The sequence below is a fragment of the Cupriavidus ulmosensis genome (genome assembly GCF_977008105.1).
On record NZ_CDRMWP010000001.1, the window covers coordinates 714346 to 730364 of the forward strand.

General features: G+C 64.5%; 17 protein-coding genes. 13 read left to right on the plus strand and 4 right to left on the minus strand.

The genetic code is table 11. The annotated features are described in order from the left end of the window. Positions 1 to 7: 7 nt before the first annotated feature. Positions 8 to 1060, plus strand: a complete 1053-nt coding sequence (locus ACWTPI_RS03200; protein ID WP_454730952.1) for a serine/threonine protein kinase — start codon at positions 8 to 10, stop codon at positions 1058 to 1060. 84 nt (positions 1061 to 1144) lie between these two features. Here ACWTPI_RS03200 and ACWTPI_RS03205 read toward each other — a convergent pair whose 3' ends face one another. Further along, positions 1145 to 1582 carry a universal stress protein gene (locus ACWTPI_RS03205; RefSeq protein WP_059410505.1) on the minus strand — a complete coding sequence of 146 codons (438 nt, stop codon included), beginning with the start codon at positions 1580 to 1582 and terminating at the stop codon, positions 1145 to 1147. 358 nt (positions 1583 to 1940) lie between these two features. On the opposite strand from ACWTPI_RS03205, the gene ACWTPI_RS03210 reads away from it, so the two are divergent. Next, positions 1941 to 3146 (plus strand): tyrosine-type recombinase/integrase, encoded by a 1206-nt coding sequence (locus tag ACWTPI_RS03210; protein WP_034201287.1) that lies wholly within the window; start codon positions 1941 to 1943, stop codon positions 3144 to 3146. Then, the gene (locus ACWTPI_RS03215; protein ID WP_046196821.1) at positions 3143 to 4186 is read left to right on the plus strand and encodes a PDDEXK nuclease domain-containing protein; all 1044 of its coding nucleotides are present in this window, start codon (positions 3143 to 3145) and stop codon (positions 4184 to 4186) included. The genes ACWTPI_RS03210 and ACWTPI_RS03215 overlap by 4 nt, the downstream gene beginning before the upstream one ends. 39 nt (positions 4187 to 4225) lie before the next feature. On the opposite strand, the gene ACWTPI_RS03220 is transcribed toward ACWTPI_RS03215, so the two are convergent. Then, complete coding sequence (locus ACWTPI_RS03220) at positions 4226 to 5152, minus strand: IS5 family transposase (RefSeq protein ID WP_080747387.1); 927 nt, start codon at positions 5150 to 5152, stop codon at positions 4226 to 4228. A 358-nt stretch (positions 5153 to 5510) separates the two neighbouring features. Between ACWTPI_RS03220 and radC the strand changes: the two genes are divergently transcribed. The 5 genes from radC (at position 5511) to ACWTPI_RS03245 (ending at position 10579) form a co-directional block, all read left to right on the plus strand. Beyond that, a complete protein-coding gene (radC, locus tag ACWTPI_RS03225; RefSeq protein ID WP_034201286.1) occupies positions 5511 to 6017 on the plus strand; it encodes a RadC family protein in 507 nt (168 codons plus the stop codon). 276 nt (positions 6018 to 6293) lie between these two features. Next, entirely contained in the window at positions 6294 to 6644 is a 351-nt protein-coding gene (locus tag ACWTPI_RS03230) for a DUF2958 domain-containing protein (RefSeq protein ID WP_034201285.1), read from the plus strand. A gap of 729 nt (positions 6645 to 7373) precedes the next feature. Next, a complete protein-coding gene (locus ACWTPI_RS03235; protein ID WP_034201284.1) occupies positions 7374 to 8204 on the plus strand; it encodes a DUF932 domain-containing protein in 831 nt (276 codons plus the stop codon). Positions 8205 to 8270: 66 nt separating this feature from the next. Next, positions 8271 to 10307: a ParB/RepB/Spo0J family partition protein gene (locus ACWTPI_RS03240; RefSeq protein ID WP_034201283.1), complete on the plus strand. Its 2037-nt coding sequence runs from the start codon at positions 8271 to 8273 to the stop codon at positions 10305 to 10307. 62 nt (positions 10308 to 10369) lie between these two features. Then, positions 10370 to 10579, plus strand: a complete 210-nt coding sequence (locus tag ACWTPI_RS03245; protein ID WP_034201282.1) for a hypothetical protein — start codon at positions 10370 to 10372, stop codon at positions 10577 to 10579. 458 nt (positions 10580 to 11037) lie between these two features. Here the strand turns inward: ACWTPI_RS03245 and ACWTPI_RS03250 are convergent, their stop codons facing one another. Beyond that, positions 11038 to 11577 carry a TetR/AcrR family transcriptional regulator gene (locus ACWTPI_RS03250; RefSeq protein ID WP_233474124.1) on the minus strand — a complete coding sequence of 180 codons (540 nt, stop codon included), beginning with the start codon at positions 11575 to 11577 and terminating at the stop codon, positions 11038 to 11040. Positions 11578 to 11754: 177 nt separating this feature from the next. Here ACWTPI_RS03250 and ACWTPI_RS03255 point away from each other — a divergent pair, with 177 nt between their 5' ends. From ACWTPI_RS03255 to ACWTPI_RS03270, 4 genes are all read left to right on the plus strand, one after another. After that, complete coding sequence (locus ACWTPI_RS03255; RefSeq protein WP_034201897.1) at positions 11755 to 12978, plus strand: arabinose transporter; 1224 nt, start codon at positions 11755 to 11757, stop codon at positions 12976 to 12978. Positions 12979 to 13048: 70 nt separating this feature from the next. Further along, on the plus strand, positions 13049 to 13441 hold the full coding sequence (locus tag ACWTPI_RS03260) for an SIP domain-containing protein (RefSeq protein ID WP_230626791.1): 393 nt from the start codon (positions 13049 to 13051) through the stop codon (positions 13439 to 13441). After that, the gene (locus tag ACWTPI_RS03265; protein ID WP_226145693.1) at positions 13330 to 13650 is read left to right on the plus strand and encodes a siderophore-interacting protein; all 321 of its coding nucleotides are present in this window, start codon (positions 13330 to 13332) and stop codon (positions 13648 to 13650) included. Before ACWTPI_RS03260 ends, ACWTPI_RS03265 begins: the two co-directional genes overlap by 112 nt. 778 nt (positions 13651 to 14428) lie before the next feature. Continuing rightward, positions 14429 to 14734 (plus strand): DUF736 domain-containing protein, encoded by a 306-nt coding sequence (locus tag ACWTPI_RS03270; RefSeq protein WP_034201280.1) that lies wholly within the window; start codon positions 14429 to 14431, stop codon positions 14732 to 14734. A 366-nt stretch (positions 14735 to 15100) separates the two neighbouring features. Here ACWTPI_RS03270 and ACWTPI_RS03275 read toward each other — a convergent pair whose 3' ends face one another. Beyond that, positions 15101 to 15394, minus strand: coding sequence for a helix-turn-helix domain-containing protein (locus tag ACWTPI_RS03275; protein ID WP_034201896.1), 294 nt, complete (start codon positions 15392 to 15394; stop codon positions 15101 to 15103). 233 nt (positions 15395 to 15627) lie between these two features. Here ACWTPI_RS03275 and ACWTPI_RS03280 point away from each other — a divergent pair, with 233 nt between their 5' ends. Beyond that, on the plus strand, positions 15628 to 15978 hold the full coding sequence (locus tag ACWTPI_RS03280) for a DUF2958 domain-containing protein (RefSeq protein ID WP_034201279.1): 351 nt from the start codon (positions 15628 to 15630) through the stop codon (positions 15976 to 15978). Positions 15979 to 16019 lie beyond the last annotated feature (41 nt).

Sequence of the window (16019 nt, forward strand, 5' to 3'; positions counted from 1 at the left end):
GCGCATCATGTCCAGCTCAGGCTTCGATCTTCCGGGTACGGGCGATGGCGTCGATGATGGCGGCGTGCCCTACGCCGGCCTGACGCCGGACCTGCTGCTCGACGCGCTGGAAGCCGCCGGCTTCCAGCCGGACGGCCGCCTGCTGGCGCTCAACAGCTACGAGAACCGGGTCTGGCAGGTCGGCATCGAAGACAGCGCGCCGGTGGTGGCCAAGTTCTACCGGCCCGGCCGCTGGAGCGACGCCGCCATCCTGGAAGAACACGCGTTCGTGCAGCAACTGGCCGACGCCGAGATCCCGGCGGTGCCGGCCATCGCGCGCGACGGCCGCACGCTGCTGGCGCACGCGGGCTTCCGCTTCGCGGTGTTCCCGCGCTGCGGCGGGCGCGAGCCCGAGCTCGACCGCGCCGACACGCTGACCTGGCTCGGCCGCTTCATCGGCCGCATCCACGCGGTCGGCGCCACGCGGCCCTACGTCGCGCGCCCGGCCATCGACGTGGACACCTTCGGCGTGGCCCCGCGCGACTGGCTGCTGGCGCACGACTGCATTCCGCACGACCTGCGCCCGGCCTGGGAAGCGGTGGCGGCGCTCGCCATCGACGGCGCGCGCCGCTGCTACGAGCGCGCCGGCGAACTGCCGCTGCTGCGCCTGCATGGCGACTGCCATCGCGGCAACGTGCTGTGGATAGAGGCGTCGCAAGCCGGCGCGCGTCCGCCCGGCCCGCACTTCGTCGACTTCGACGACAGCCGCATGGGCCCGGCCGTGCAGGATCTGTGGATGCTGCTCGAAGGCGACCGCGCCGCGATGCAGCGCCAGATGGCCGACATCCTGGCCGGCTACGAGGATTTCGCGGAATTCCATCCGCGCCAGCTCCACCTGATCGAGGCGCTGCGCACGCTGCGCCTGCTGCACTACAGCGCGTGGCTGGCCAGCCGCTGGCGCGACCCGGCCTTCCCCACGGCCTTTCCGTGGTTCGGCACGGCGCGCTACTGGCAGGACCGCATCCTCGAACTGCGCGAGCAGGTCGCGCTGATGGACGAGCCGCCGCTCTGGCCGGCATGAAGCCCGGCCGGACCCGGACATCAGCCCGGGCACAAGCGCGGGCACAAGCGCGGCCTAAAGCAAGCGGCGCGGACCGCGCAGGCCTTACTTCTTGTCCTGCGCCTTGACCAGCACCACCGGGCACGGCGCATGCGCCAGCACCCGGCCCGCCACCGAGCCGATCACCGCGTCGAAGAACGAGCCGCGCCCGTGCGTGCCCATGACGATGCCCTGCGCGTCCACGCTGGTGGCATAGGCCACGATGCGCTCCGGCGCGAAGCCGTGCAGCGCGTGGCGCTCGAAGGCGACGCCGCCCGCGGCGAGAATGTCCGACACCGACTTCATGGCCTTGTCGCTTTCCTCCTGGTGCCAGGCGTCGATGGTTTCCTTGCTGACGAAGGCGCGTACCTGTCCGGTGACTTCCGGCGTCACGTGCACCACGTGCACGGTGAAGCCGCTCTGCAGCAGGCGGCCTTCGATGATGAAGCGCGCGGCGGCATCGGCAAAGGGCGAACCATCGGTGGCAAGCACGATATTGGTCATGGGGCGATCTCCTGATTGGGCAACGGTTGTCCTGGCGTGGCTGCGCCCCGGGGCGCAGGCCGGGACGGCGTGCGGACAGCCGGGGGCGGCCATTGCGGGCAATGATGGCACCGATGGCAGGCGCCTGCCAGGATCCAGATCAAGTTATGTCGATTTCGGCACTCGCCGCCGGCGGGTTTTTTATTTCACGATGACTCCAACCCGACATTTCGCTGGACTGCGCTGTAGCCCGATACAGCAGGTTTATCAATAACTTACGCGCGTCCATCATATGCCGGTGCTTTCTGAAACCTGACCCGGCTTCCCCCCGCGCCGCTCCTATGTGGCTCTTGGAATCGGGTCGTTCCAAGGAGTCATCATGGCAAAGATCAAGCTCACCAAGACCGCCGTAGAGGCGGCACAACCCCAGGCCACGGCTATCGAACTGCGGGATACCGTGGTGCCCGGCTTCCTCTGTAAGATCACCCCGGCGGGCCGTCGGGTGTTCATGCTTCAGTACCGCACAAACGCTGGGGAACGCCGCAAGCCCGCCTTGGGCTTGTTCGGGGAACTGACGGTTGAACAGGCCCGCGTCATGGCGCAGGACTGGCTGGCCGAGGTTCGCCGGGGCGGCGACCCCGGCGGCGCCAAGGCCGAGGCGCGCAAAGCGCCCACGATGGCTGAGTTGTGCACGAAGTTCATGGAGGACTATTCCAAGAAGCGCAACAAGCCCAGCACGCAGGAAGGCTATCAGGGCGTCATCGACCGCTGCATCATCCCGCTGCTAGGCCGCAAGAAGGTACAGGACGTGAAGCGCCCCGACATTGCCGGGTTGATGGAAAAGCTCTCGTACAAGCCCACTGAGGCAAACAAGGCATTCGGCGTGCTGCGCAAGATGTTCAATCTGGCCGAAGTGTGGGGCTACCGCCCGGACGGCACCAACCCGTGCCGCCATGTCCCGATGTTTCCGCCGGGCAAGGAAACCCGGCTCATTGTGGACGGCGAACTGACGCTGATCTACCGCCATCTGGACAAGCTGGAGGCCGAAGGGCTGGAGAACTACGTCATCCCGCTGGCGATCCGGCTGCAATTCGAGTTTGCCGCCCGGCGCTCCGAAATCTGCCCACTCGAATGGGCTTGGCTGGACTTCGAGAACCGCCGTGTGGTCTGGCCCGACAGCAAGACCGGCGGCATGTCCAAACCCATGAGCGCGGAAGCCTATCGGCTGCTTTCGACGGCGCCGCGCCGGGAAGGCTGCCCGTATGTCCTGCCGTCGCCCAACGACCCGGACAAGCACCTGACCTTTGGCGAGCACTACGGCGGCTGGTGCCGGGCGCTCAAGGCCGCCGGCGTGCCGCACGTCGGCACGCATGGCATTCGCCACCGCTCGACCACCGACATTGCCAATTCGGGCGTGCCGACCAAGGTAGGCATGAAGCTGACGGGCCACAAGACCGTGGCGATGTTCATGCACTACGTCCACACCGAGGACAAGCCGGTGCGCGACGCGGCCGAGTTGGTGGCCAGCCGCCGCCAGGCCATTACCGGTGCGCGGCAACAGCAGCCCCAGGAGGCCACGGCATGAGCGCCCGGACACCCAAGGAAAAAGGCGCGGCCCTGCCTGCCGGCTACGCCGGCATCCACAGCGGCATTGTGGAGCTGCTTGGCGCTGCGCGCCAGGCGGCGGCACGCAGCGTCAATGCGCTGATGACGGCAAGCTATTGGGAGATTGGCCGCCGCATCGTGGAGGCCGAGCAACAGGGCAAGCGGCGCGCAGGGTACGGCGAACAGTTGATTGCCCGACTGTCCGCCGACCTCACCGCGCGCTTCGGGCGCGGGTTCAGCCCGGACAACCTGGAGAACATGCGGCGGTTCTTCGCCGCCTATCCCCGGCCGGTGATTTCCGAGGCATTGTCTCGGAAATCGGGGGACGGGCTGCCCGCCGAGAAATCCGAGACAGCGTCTCGGAAATTGGCCTTGGGCGAGCTGGCGCAGGTGTTCACGCTGCCGTGGTCGGCCTACGTGCGGCTGCTGTCGGTGAAGGATGAACACGCCCGCCGCTTCTACGAGGCCGAGGCGCTGCGCGGCGGCTGGAGCGTGCGCCAGCTTGACCGGCAGATTGGCAGCCAGTTCTACGAGCGCACGGCGCTGTCGAAGAACAAGGCGGCGATGCTGGTCAAGGGCGCGGTGCCCATGCCCGAGGATGTCGTCACCCCCAACGACACCATCAAAGACCCGTATGTGCTGGAGTTCCTCGACCTCAAGGACGAGTATTCGGAATCCGATCTTGAAACCGCCCTGATCCGGCGGCTGGAGGACTTCCTGCTGGAGCTGGGTGAAGGCTTCACCTTCATCGGTCGGCAGCGCCGGTTGCGCATCAACCAGACCTGGTATCGGGTCGATTTGCTGCTGTTCCATCGGCGCTTACGCTGCCTGGTCATCATCGACTTGAAACTGGGCAGCCTGACCCATGCGGACGTAGGCCAGATGCACATGTATTGCAACTATGCCAAGGAGCATTGGGCCTATCCCGATGAGAACCCGCCCGTGGGCCTGATCCTGTGCGCCGACAAGGGCCATGCACTGGCGCGGTATGCCTTGGAAGGTTTGGGCGTTGTTGCATAAATCCAGTTTGAGGCGAGTTACCCCCAACCCCAGCCGTGGCTATGCCACGGCTGCCGTCTGAGGACGGCCCAGCTCAGTGAATCGGTTCAGTATGGCTGCTCGAATATGCAGCTCGTTCACTTGTCGCTCAAAGGTTCGAGACATCACACGCTCGCCCAGTCGCTTGATGCAGTGCATCTTGGTTTCCACCAAACTTCGCCGGTGATAGCCAATCCAGCGCTTCCAGATACTACGCCCTAGCCGCCTGCATGCAGTAATGGCTGCATTGCGGTACTCAAAGACACTTCCCCTACGAATTCGAGCATTCTTGCGTGGAGGAATGATTGGGATAGCACCACGCCTGATGACAGCTTCGTAGGCTGGCTGTGTGTCGTATGCACCATCCCCCGTCAGACTCTCTAGCGTTTCATCCGCAGGCAACTGCTGTAGCAAATCAGGAATCACTGCAGCGTCACTGACGTTGTTCGAGGTCACACAGATGGCTCGAATCTGCAGTGTCTTGGCGTCAATGCCGATGTGCAGCTTGCGCCACTGACGGCGGCGCTCAGGGCCATGCTTTTTGCATTTCCATTCGCCTTCACCCAGGAATTTGATTCCTGTTGAATCGACTAGTAGGTGTAAGCCAACTTTACTGCGGGTATACGGAATCTGGACATTCAAATCGAGTTGCCGCCTGCACAGCGTACTGAAGTCCGGTACTGGCCAAGCAAGCCCATACAAGTGCAGTACCGACTCGACTAGCCCGGTGGTTTGCCTGAGTGCCAGGCAAAACAAGTTCTTGAGCGTTAAACAAAATTGAATAGCGGCATCAGAGAACTTCGGACTGCGTCCGCGTTTGCCGCTTGCAGCGGCAAACCAGCACATGCGCTTGTCCAGCCACACCGTCAAAGAGCCCCGAGCTTTAAGGGTTGCGCTGTACTGTTTCCAGTTGGTGGTTCGGTAGCGGGGCTTACGGGGCTGGCTCATGCAGCAAGCCTACAGCTTGCTGAGCAACGATTTGTGCAACAACGCCCCGGCAAAGCCGGGCCGCGCTGCTCCAGGTTCGCTGCCCGCTCATCCCTGCGGGACTGTCTATCGCCAGCCTTCCAAATCGCTGACGCCTCCGGCCCTTCTGGGCCTGCGCGCTGCGCTTGCCAGCATCGAATGTGTGCATTGGACGGGCCTGGCTGTTCCCTTCACCGTATCACGACGTTCTCGCCGTCAAGGGCGGCGCGCGCGGGTGCGCGCTTGCGTCCTGGTGGCCGTCTGCGACCCCTGACTGCTTGCGCTGCGCCGTGCTGGCGACGGTTCCGGGCAATTCCGCCCGAGCAACCGGAGCACGATCATGTCGCAACTGACCTTTTCCTCGTTCGACGCCTCGTTGATGGTGCGCGACGCGCAGGGCCACTACCTCTTGGCGACGGCCGAGCAGGTGCTGGAGGCCGCGCGCCAGGTCATCGAGCACAAGATGCAGCGCGGTGCCTCGTTCACTTCACCGGCGGCCGTCAAGGAGTACCTGTGTGCCAAGTTGGCGGGCTACGAGCACGAAGTCTTCGCGGTGCTGTTTCTGGATACGAAGCATCGCCTGATCGAATACGTCGAGATGTTCCACGGCACCATCGACAGTGCATCGGTGCATCCGCGCGAGGTGGTCAAGGAGGCGCTGCGGCTCAATGCGGCGGCGGTCATTGTTTCGCACAATCACCCGAGCGGAAATCCCGAACCGAGCGGCGCCGACAGGTCACTGACTCAGCGGCTCAAGGAGGCGCTGGCGCTGGTGGATGTTGTCACGCTGGATCATGTCGTCGCGGGCAACAGCGCCGCGTCATTTGCCGAACGTGGCCTGATTTGACCGAGGGGGCTTCGGCCCCCTTTTTGCTGCGTCTGGTGGCGCAACTCCGGCCCATGCGGGCCTGCGCGCTTCGCTTGCGGAAAACCGAGGAGCATGGAGGTGTGAGGGAGGCGGTCTTGCTGTTCCCTTCATCGTGCCACGGCGTGCTCGCCGTCAATGACTGCGCGCCGGAGGCGCTTGCGGCCTGGCGGCCGTCTTCGATCTTTGACTGCTTGCGCTGCGCCGTGCCCTGGAAGGGCTGGGCAATTCCGCCCGGCAACCTTTCAGGAGTTCACCATGAACAACGCACTCATCACTGACGAGCAGCGCATTGTGCTGCTGGCCAACGGCCGCGAATCCTTGGAGAACCCGGACTTCGATCCGGCACCCGTGGTCAAGCTGTTCACGCCGGACGCCGGCGCGACCTGGCTGCTGACCGAGATTGATCCTGATGACCACGACCACGCCTTCGGTCTTTGCGACCTGGGGCTGGGTGAGCCGGAAATCGGCTGGGTCAGCCTGGGTGAGCTGGCGACGGTGCGCGGCGGGTTGGGCCTGCCGATTGAGCGCGACCTGTCGTTTCGGGCCGAGAAGCGGTTGAGCGCCTATGCGCGCGATGCGCGGATGGCTGGGCGGATCGTTGTCTGATCCGGGCCTGGGGCGTCGAGGGACGCCCTTCGCATCGCGCCCATGCGGCGCGATGCCTGCGCACCTTCGGCTTGCCCTCCAGGGGAAAGCCCTGCGGGCTATCCCCGCCGCGCAGGCGTGGCGCCCCTGAACACCGCCGACCCGGCTGCGCCGGATCGGCCAGACCGCATTCGCAGCAGATTCACGATGCCTTGCGTGGACTCGTCCTGATCTTGCGTTGAAGGCTGGGCGTCCCCGGCCACCTGGGGGATGGCCGGTCGCGCTGTCGTGCTGCGCATCGAACCCCCTGCGGGGTTTCGCCCCTGTCGGGCTTCCATCGTTCCCTCGCTCCGCTCGGCTGACGCCTCGGCCCGGCTTCCAGCTTCGGGCCTGCGCGCTTCGCTTGCGTGCGGTTCAGCACACAGGGATGGCCGTTGCCTTGTCCAGCCGTCTCCCCTGACTTCATCACCTTGTCCGCGACTGTAGCCCGCGCCCGTGCGCCGTCAAGGCGCGCAGGGCCGTGTCCTCGGCTACGCCTGCGGGCCGCACCAACCCTGCGCTTGTTTCCTTGACGGCGCCCGTTCGCGCGCTCCTGACCGTCGCGGGCGATGAACTCAGGAAAGACGGTGGCAACAGGGCCAACCGGGTTCCTCGTGCCGACCGCACCGAACAGCCGAAAGGCTGGGCTCCGAATCTAGGAATCCGGTTTGCGGTGTGAACAGCAAACCTCTTTTTGTCAGGAGAAAGACCATGCAACTCGCATCCCGTTTCGCTTCCCGTTCCCCTTCGCTGCGCAGCGACTACCCGCTGTCCGATGACCAGATTCGCAGCGTGGCCCCGTCCATCTTCGCGGACGCCCCGCATGAGAGCCGTTCCGAACGGTACAGCTACATCCCGACCGCTGCCGTCCTGACCGAGCTTCGCAAAGAAGGCTTCCAGCCTTTCATGGTGACGCAAACCCGCGTGCGCGATGAAGGCAAGCGCGAGCACACCAAACACATGCTGCGCCTGCGCCATGCCAACCAGATCAACGGCGCGGAGGCTAACGAAATCGTGCTGCTGAACTCGCATGACGGCACGAGCAGCTATCAAATGTTGGCGGGGATGTTCCGCTTCGTTTGCAGCAATGGCCTTGTCTGCGGCGACACCGTGGCGGACGTGCGCGTACCCCACAAAGGCGACGTGGCCGGTTCCGTCATCGAAGGCGCTTTCGAGGTATTGAGCGGCTTCGAGCGGGTGAAGGAATCCCGCGATGCCATGCGCGCGATCAAGCTGGACGAAGGCGAAGCCGAAGTGTTCGCCCGTTCCGCGCTGGCCCTCAAGTACGACCCCACCGACAACAAGCCCGCGCCCATCACCGAATCGCAAATCCTGATGCCGCGCCGGTTCGATGACCGCCGCCCCGACCTGTGGAGCGTGTTCAACCGCACGCAGGAGAACTTGACCAAGGGCGGATTGCATGGCCGCAGCGCCAACGGACGCCGCCAGCAGACCCGCCCGGTGCAGGGCATTGATTCCGATGTGCGCCTCAATCGCGCCCTCTGGATGCTGGCCGATGGCCTGCGCCAGTTGAAAGCCTGAACCGTCCCCCCGTCGGAGGGGCGGTTTCCCCTCCATTCCCTTGTTTCACTCGATTGGAGATACACCATGAACGCCGTTACCCAAACCGAAGCCCGCGCCGTCAATACCGCCGCAGCTATCCCGCTGGAAGCTGCCGACCCGACCAAGAACCTGATTTTGGTTCCACTGTCGCGGCTGGTGCTGCGCCCCACGGGCCGCAACGTGCGCAAGACCCCGCGCATGTCCATCCCTGAACTGGCCGCAAGCATCCAGCGCGTGGGCCTGCTGCAAAACCTCATCGTGATTGCATCTGCCGATGGCGAGCATTACGAAGTCGTGGCCGGTGGCCGTCGCCTCGCCGCGTTGAAGCTGCTGGCGAAGAAACACCGCATCGCCAAGGATTGGGAGGTGCCTTGCTTGCAGGTGGCCGATGGCACGGCCCGCACCGCCAGTCTGACCGAGAACGTGCAGCGCGAAGCCATGCACCCGGCAGACCAGTTCGAGGCTTTCGCCGCGCTGGTGGCCGAAGGCCGTCCCATCGAGGACATTGCAGCGGATTTCAGCGTCACGCCGCTGGTGGTGCAGCGCCGTTTGAAGCTCGCCAACGTGTCGCCGCGCTTGATGGCCGACTACCGAGCCGATGCCGTGAGCCTTGACCAGTTGATGGCACTTGCCATCACCGACGACCACGCCGCGCAGGAAAGCGCGTTCTACGATGCGCCGCAGTGGCAGCGCCATCCCTCGCACTTGCGCGAACGCCTCACCGAAAGGGAAATCGACGCCTACCGGCATCCGCTGGTGCGCTTCGTCGGACTGGACAGCTACGAAGCCGCAGGCGGCGGCATCCGCCGTGACCTGTTCGCGGAAGGCGATGCGGGCGTGTACCTCAACGACGCCGCGCTGCTGGAACGGCTGGCGCAAGACAAGCTGGCAGGCATTGCCGCCACTGTCCGCGCCGAGGGTTGGGCGTGGGTGGACGCCACGCCGGGCGTAACTTATGCCGACCTGCACGCCTTCCAGCGTGCGCCGAGGGAACGGCGCGAGCCAAACAAGCGCGAAGCGCAACGCATCGAAAAGCTGCAAGAGAAAATGCGGGCCATCGGTGAAGCCGTGGACGCCGCGATGGATGCCGACGACGAGGAAAAGGCCGACGCCTTGCAGGAGGAAGGTGAAGCCGTGGGCGAGCAGTTGCAGGCGCTGGAAGATGGCTTGCAGGACTACGGCGCGAATGTGAAGGCCGCAGCCGGTGCCATCGTCACCATCGACCGCAACGGCGAGGCCGTCATTCATCGCGGCCTGATGCGTGAGGCCGAGGCCAAGGCGCTGCGCACGCTTGAAAAGCTGCGCCAAGGTTTCAGCGACCCGGACGCCGAGAACGACGACGAAGGCGAGGACGACGAGCAACCCAAGAGCGTCGCCATGTCCGACCGGCTGGCGCAACGCTTGAGCGCTCACCGCACCGCCGCGCTGCAAATCGAAGTCGCACGTCATCCGCAAGCTGCGCTGGCTGCCGTGGTGCATGGCATGGTGCAGACCGTCTTGCAGGAAAGGCGCTACGGCCTCAACCGTGATTCTCTGCCGCTGGGCGTGGGCCTCAAACTGCAAGACCGGCTGGAAGGCATGGCCCCGGATTGGCCGGAATCGCCTGCCGCCGTGGCGCTGCGCAAACTGCAACAGGTGGCCGGGGAAGCCTTGCCGGAAGACAGCGCCGAACTGTTCGCCGTGCTGCTGACGAAGCCGCAAGACGAACTGGTGCGGTTGCTGGCCGTGTGCGTGGCTTCCACGGTGGACGTGGTGATGCCCCGCGCCACGGCGCAGCAACCCGGCGAGGAACTGGCGCAGGCCGTGGGCCTCGACATGGCCGCATGGTGGCAGCCGACCGCCGAGGGGTATTTCAAGCACGTTCCGAAAGCGGCAGTTCTGCAAGCCGTGGGCGAATACGCGCCCAATCAGGTTTCCCGGCTGGCGAAGTTGAAGAAGGCCGACATTGCCAGCGAGGCCGAGCGGCTGGCCGATGGCACGGGCTGGATGCCTGCCATCTTCAAGGCCGAAGGCCCGGAGCAGGACGCCCCGGAAGATGCCGAAGCAATGGCGGATGAAACCGCCGAGGCGCTGGCCGCTTGACCCGCGCCGAAGGCAAGCGCCCCGGCCTCGACCGGGGCGCTTCGCCGGAAGGAGAAGCCCCCATGACCCGCATCACCAGCAGCCGCCCGCGCATGGCGGCAAGCTACGCCCCCGGCACGGTGCGCGCTCGCCGCTGGCACGGCGATGGCGACGTGCGCGGCCACCTCCCGCCCTCGGGCTGGTCGGCCCGCGCCGACCTCACCGACATTCATCCCATCACGGGCCGCGCCTTGGCGCGCGCCGTGTGGTGGATCATCGAGACGAAGGAATAACCGTCGTCAGCACCGCGCCCAGGCCGTTCCGTCCTGGGCGCGGTGAACTTCAAAAATCCGGGCGCGGCGGTGGCCGCGCCCGGTGTTCAAGGCCAACAGCCCATCAGAACGTCGCCGCCTTCGCGCTGGCTCAGGCGGCGGCGTTGAAGGCATCGCTGTATTGCGCGACGCCTTCGGGCACTGGCCCGTGGAAGGCCAGTGCCACGAAATAGCCGGGCGGCCCGGCAGTTGCAGGCCCGGATGCGCTTGGAAGCCAAAGCGCGCGTAGTACGCGGGTTCGGCCAGCGCCTGTTGCATCAGACGCGAGCCGATGCCTTGTCCTTGCCTTGCAGGTATGACGGAGATCAGCCCCAGACCGTACCAATCTTTGACCTTGTGGCAGTGACTGTCGGTGATGATGACGGAGGATCCCTACTGTCTATCGCGGATCTGGTGGCCTATTGCAGAGGGCAGCAGGCTTAGACCATACGTCTTTGCGGACCACACAGATAGCCGGCCAGCATTTCGACGATGGCCTGCTCGACTTGCTGGGCGGGGCAAGGGGCGCCAGGCGGAATGACCGCCGCATGGATCAGTGATTCCATGGTTCGCAGTACAACCCATGTCGCCAGTTCCAGGTCCTGCAGCACGACCTCGCTTTGGTGGTCTTCCAGCAACTGGCGAATGCGGTGCTGAATGCTTTGGTCAGCCGTGCTTTGCTCCGGCGGAGCATCGAAGAAAGGAAATTCCTTTTCCAGTACGCGATGCAACTCAGGGGCGACCTGGTGTGCCGCCAGCCACGCACGCACGATGGCCGCCAGTTTCCCTCTCAGGTCCAGTGGATGCGCGCTTGCCAGCACGGTCTCCATGGCTGCGTGCATTTCCACCGCATGCCGCTCATGGAGCGCCGTGATGAGCGAATCCTTGTTCGGGAAATACTGATAGACCGAACCCACGCTCACGCCAGCGCGCTCGGCCACCAGATTGGTGTTGGCTCCGGCATAGCCGCGCTCGGTCAAAACGCGAGCCGTTGCTTCAAGTATGGCGTCCACCAAGGCCCGAGAACGGCTCTGGCGGGGGACGCGGCGTGGCTGAGGCAAGGGTGGCATGGGGATCATCCGAACGCGAGTTTTCAACGTGAGCAATGACTCATATTATTCCATATGTCGAGCAAATGCTCATGTTTGGAGTTGTTGATGTCTTCTCGTTCTCACACGGGGGCGACCAAGGTGGCAAATCCGCCACCTGTCGCCAACGTCTTTCTCAAGTTGCTGCCGATCACACTGGCGGTGTTCGTCAGCTTTCTCACCATCGGCTTGCCGCTGCCGGTGCTTCCCCTGCATGTGTCCAGCACATTGGGCATGAGCACGCTGGTGGTGGGTGTGGTCATTGGCGCGCAGTTCGCCGCGGCCCTGCTCTCTCGCGCCTGGGCAGGCAACCTCTCCGACACGCGTGGGGCCAAACGGTCCGTGGTCACGGGCTTTCTGGTGGCGTCGGCGTCAGGTGTGGCCTACCTTGCGTCGCTGGCCTTCGTCTCGTCACCTGCCGCCTCGGTTGGGGTTCTGCTGTTGGGGCGGGTGCTGCTCGGCTGCGGCGAAAGCCTGATCGTCACCGGCTCCTTGAGTTGGGGGATCGGACTCGTGGGCCCGCAAAACGCAGGCAAGGTCATGGCATGGAATGGCATGGCGATGTACGGCGCCTACGCGGTGGGTGCGCCCATGGGTATCGCCATTCAAGGTGGATATGGCTTCGCCGGCATTTCAGTGGCTGCCGTCGTTCTTCCCCTGTTGGCATTGGCACTGATTGCCAACGTTCGGGCGACTGCCCCGACGGCTGTCCGCCGCACGCCTTTCTACAAGGTGCTGGGGATGGTGTGGCACCCGGGCTTGGGGCTGGCCTTGTGCAGCGTGGGCTTTGGGGTCATCACGGCGTTCATTGCCCTGTTGTTCGCTTCCCGAGACTGGGGCAACGCCTCACTGGCATTCACCGCCTTCGGCCTGGCGTTCATTGCCGCGCGCATCTTTTTCGGCCACTTGTCCGACAAGCTCGGCGGCGCCAGCGTGGCGCTGGTTTGTGTGCTGATCGAAGCCGTTGGGCAGTTGCTGATCTGGGGCGCCCAGAGCCCTACCGTTGCCTACGCCGGCGCTGCGCTGACGGGATTCGGTTACTCGCTGGCCTTTCCGGGATTTGGCGTGGAAGCCGTGCGCCGGGCGCCTCCACAAAGTCGGGGCTTGGCCATGGGGGCTTATGTGGCGTTTCTCGACATTGCCCTGGGCATCACCGGCCCGGTGCTGGGGGCCGTGGCAGGCGCATGGCACATTGAGGCCGTCTACCTTGCGGGCGCCGTTGCGGTCGCCCTGTCGGCTCTCGTTGCTTTGCAACTGCTGATTTCCGCACCCAAGGGAGGCCACCATGCCTGAAGTCATGCCAAGGCCTCGTACCGAAAGAGCAGTCGGAACCGTGCAGGCGGTTCGTTCGGTGACGCCCCATATGCAACGGATCACACTTGGAGGCTCTGAGGTTGCCGAATTTCTCAAAGTCGCGGGAGCCAACGAACCGGCAGCGTGGGTGAAAGTTTTTCTTCCCTCGGGTGACGGCCGGGCCTACACCATACAAAACATTGATTTCAATGCAGGAACACTGGATCTGGATTTCGTCCTGCACGGTGCAGGCGGCGACTCTGGCCCCGCAGTGGCGGCTTTCTGCTTCCCAGTGATGCGCGCTGGGTCATGTTCGCGGGGGATGCCACGGCGTTGCCTGGCATCCAGAGCATTGCACGCCGTTTGCCTTCTGGTATCAACGCCAAGGCGTATGTCGAGGTGCCGTCAGGGGATGACCGGCAGCCGATCGACAGCCCTGCCCGATTGCGGGTTCAGTGGATGAACGCCCAATCGGAACCCGGACTGACGCTATGTCAGTCGCTGTTGCACCGTCCTTTACCGACCGGTCCAGGCTACATCTGGATGGCAGGTGAATCCGCAGCCATAAAAAAGCTGAAACTTCACTACCTTCAAGACAGGGAGCTCCCGAGACACAGTGTTAGCGCCAAGGGATATTGGAAGGCTGGAGAGTCCGATCATCGTGATTCGTGAAGAATAAGGTGATACCGATAAAATTTCGCCACTTTCCCTGTTTCCCTGTCGTCGCAGAAGAGTTGTACTTCGCCCGTGCGACCGAAAGGTTGCACATCCAGCTTCAATCCCTCACGCCTGCGCGCCAGCGGCGCTGCGCTTACCTCTAGGGGATCGGCACAAGGCCCATCCCTGCCGCGCGAGCTTGGCACCCCTCGATACCGCCGGATCGGCCAGGCCAGCGCTCCGCTGCAATGGACAGGGCTGGCAAACACGCTGGTGCTTGCTGCGGCAGGTTGTGCGAATGCGTGCCGTCCTCAACGCTGGCGGTTCTCGCCCATCACGTCACGAAGGACGGTTCACGGACATCCCGCCCGGCATCGCTATGGAGCTTCCACGCCACGCCTCAAGACCGGCGCCGCAAGGTGCGGCCGGGGCGTTCTCGCTTGTCGTCGGATGGTTGACCTGGCCCGCGTCAGTGGGCGAGCCGGTGCAGCCTTCGTGCGGGGATGCCGAGCCAGCCCTGTCTCCTTTCGGAGCGGTTCGGCCCAATGCGTCCTTGTCTCGTTGTGAATCCTGGCGGGGGCGCGGCTGCGCCTCGGGCTTCATTGCTGCAACCGTCCAGCGAAAACAATTTCCCCTGCGCTGCGCGCATTCCTCGCGGGACAAATTCTTTTCGCCTCCCGGCTCTCCACTGCGTTGCGACCGCAAGCGGTGCAGCCAGCCCGTCCCCCGCCGGCCGGATCACAACAAGGACGCGATGGGCGCGAACCTTGTTCAACCGAACGGAGAAAACATCATGGCCAACATCGGCACCTTCACCGCAGACAAAGACGGCTTCGCCGGCACGCTTCGCACCCTGACGCTCAACGTCAAGGTCAAGTTGGTTCCCAACGACAAGGGGGACAACGAGAAGGCCCCGGACTTCCGCCTGCAGGCCGCCAGTCACGACATCGGCGCGGCGTGGAAGAAGACCAGCGAGGCCGGGCGGGAGTACATCTCCGTGACCCTCGACGATCCTTCGTTCCCGGCCACGGTCTACGCCCGCCTGATCGAAGGCGAGAACGGCACGCACGACCTGATCTGGTCGCGCAGCAAGCCCTAGGCGGCGTGACCGCCGCAGCGCCCCGCCCACGTGGCGGGGCGCAGTGCTGCTTGGATCGGCATACAGGAAGGCTTGGCTTTCCCAGCTTCGTGATGGTGGTGGCCGGGCAGCATCACAATGACCTCGGGTTGCCAAGGCGGATATAGGGCGATTCGGCGCACTGCGCCGACCGGGCTTTGCGGGCTGCGCCCCATGCCGACTTCGCCGTCATGGCCATTCGGCTTCAATCCCTATCGCAGCTTCGCGCCGGTGGCGCTGCGCGCTGCGCTTGCCTCCAGGGGAAAGCCCTGCGGCCTATCCCCGCCGCGCGATGCTCGGCGCCCCTGAAGTCCCCGAACCGGCTGCGCCGGATCGGTGGCCCAGCGCCTACGGCTGGGCCGCTGCTGCGAGCTGGCTCTCAGCCTCGCTCATCAGCACTGCCGTGCTGCATTCGAGCGCACTGGCGATCTTGAAGATGATCGCCAGCGTGGGCATGTGTTCGCCGCGCTCAACCTTACCCATGTGCGAACGCTCAATGCCGGCGAGGTTCGCCAGCGATTCCTGCGCGATGCCACGCTCCGTCCGCAGCGCACGCACCGCCGCGCCGAAGGCTTGCGCCAACTCGGCATCGTAGGTGGTGGTGCCGGCCGGTCGGCCGCGCTGGATGGATCGCTTCTGCATAGACAGAAGCGTCAATTCGCAGCACAATTAAAACCACGTTATCTTTAACTCATTCATGCTTTTGGCCCTTTTTCGTGCTTTTACGGAAATCCGCTTCTGCGGATTCCGGTGGAACCGGAAAACCGCCAACGTGCCTTTGCAGATTTCTACAATTGAGCTTTTGCGCTTTCGTGTTTCCACGGCTTTCGTGGAAACGCAAAACCGACATGCCATGTTGGAACAGGAGCACCCCGATGAAGGCTCCCCTCGTAACCGAGGAGCAGCGCGCCACGCTGCTGGAGAACGGGCAGCGGGTCGCCGCCGGTGAACCTCACGACCCGTTGCCGGTCGTGCGGCTATTCACTCCCGACGCCCACGCGATCTGGCTGCTGGCATCGCTCGATCCTGCCGACGGCGATACAGCTTGGGGCGTCATGGACGTGGGCATCGGTATGCCCGAGCTGGGTCACATCAAGCTGTCCGACCTGGCCTCCATCGTCGGCCCGAGCAAGCAGCCCGTAGCGCGGGATTTGTACTTCCAGGCGGCGCGCCCGCTGTCGGAATACCTGCGGCTGGCGCAGGAAAACGGCTCTATCGTCGATTGAGCTATTCGCGCTCAAGCCGGGCGCATTAAGGCTATTTCGGT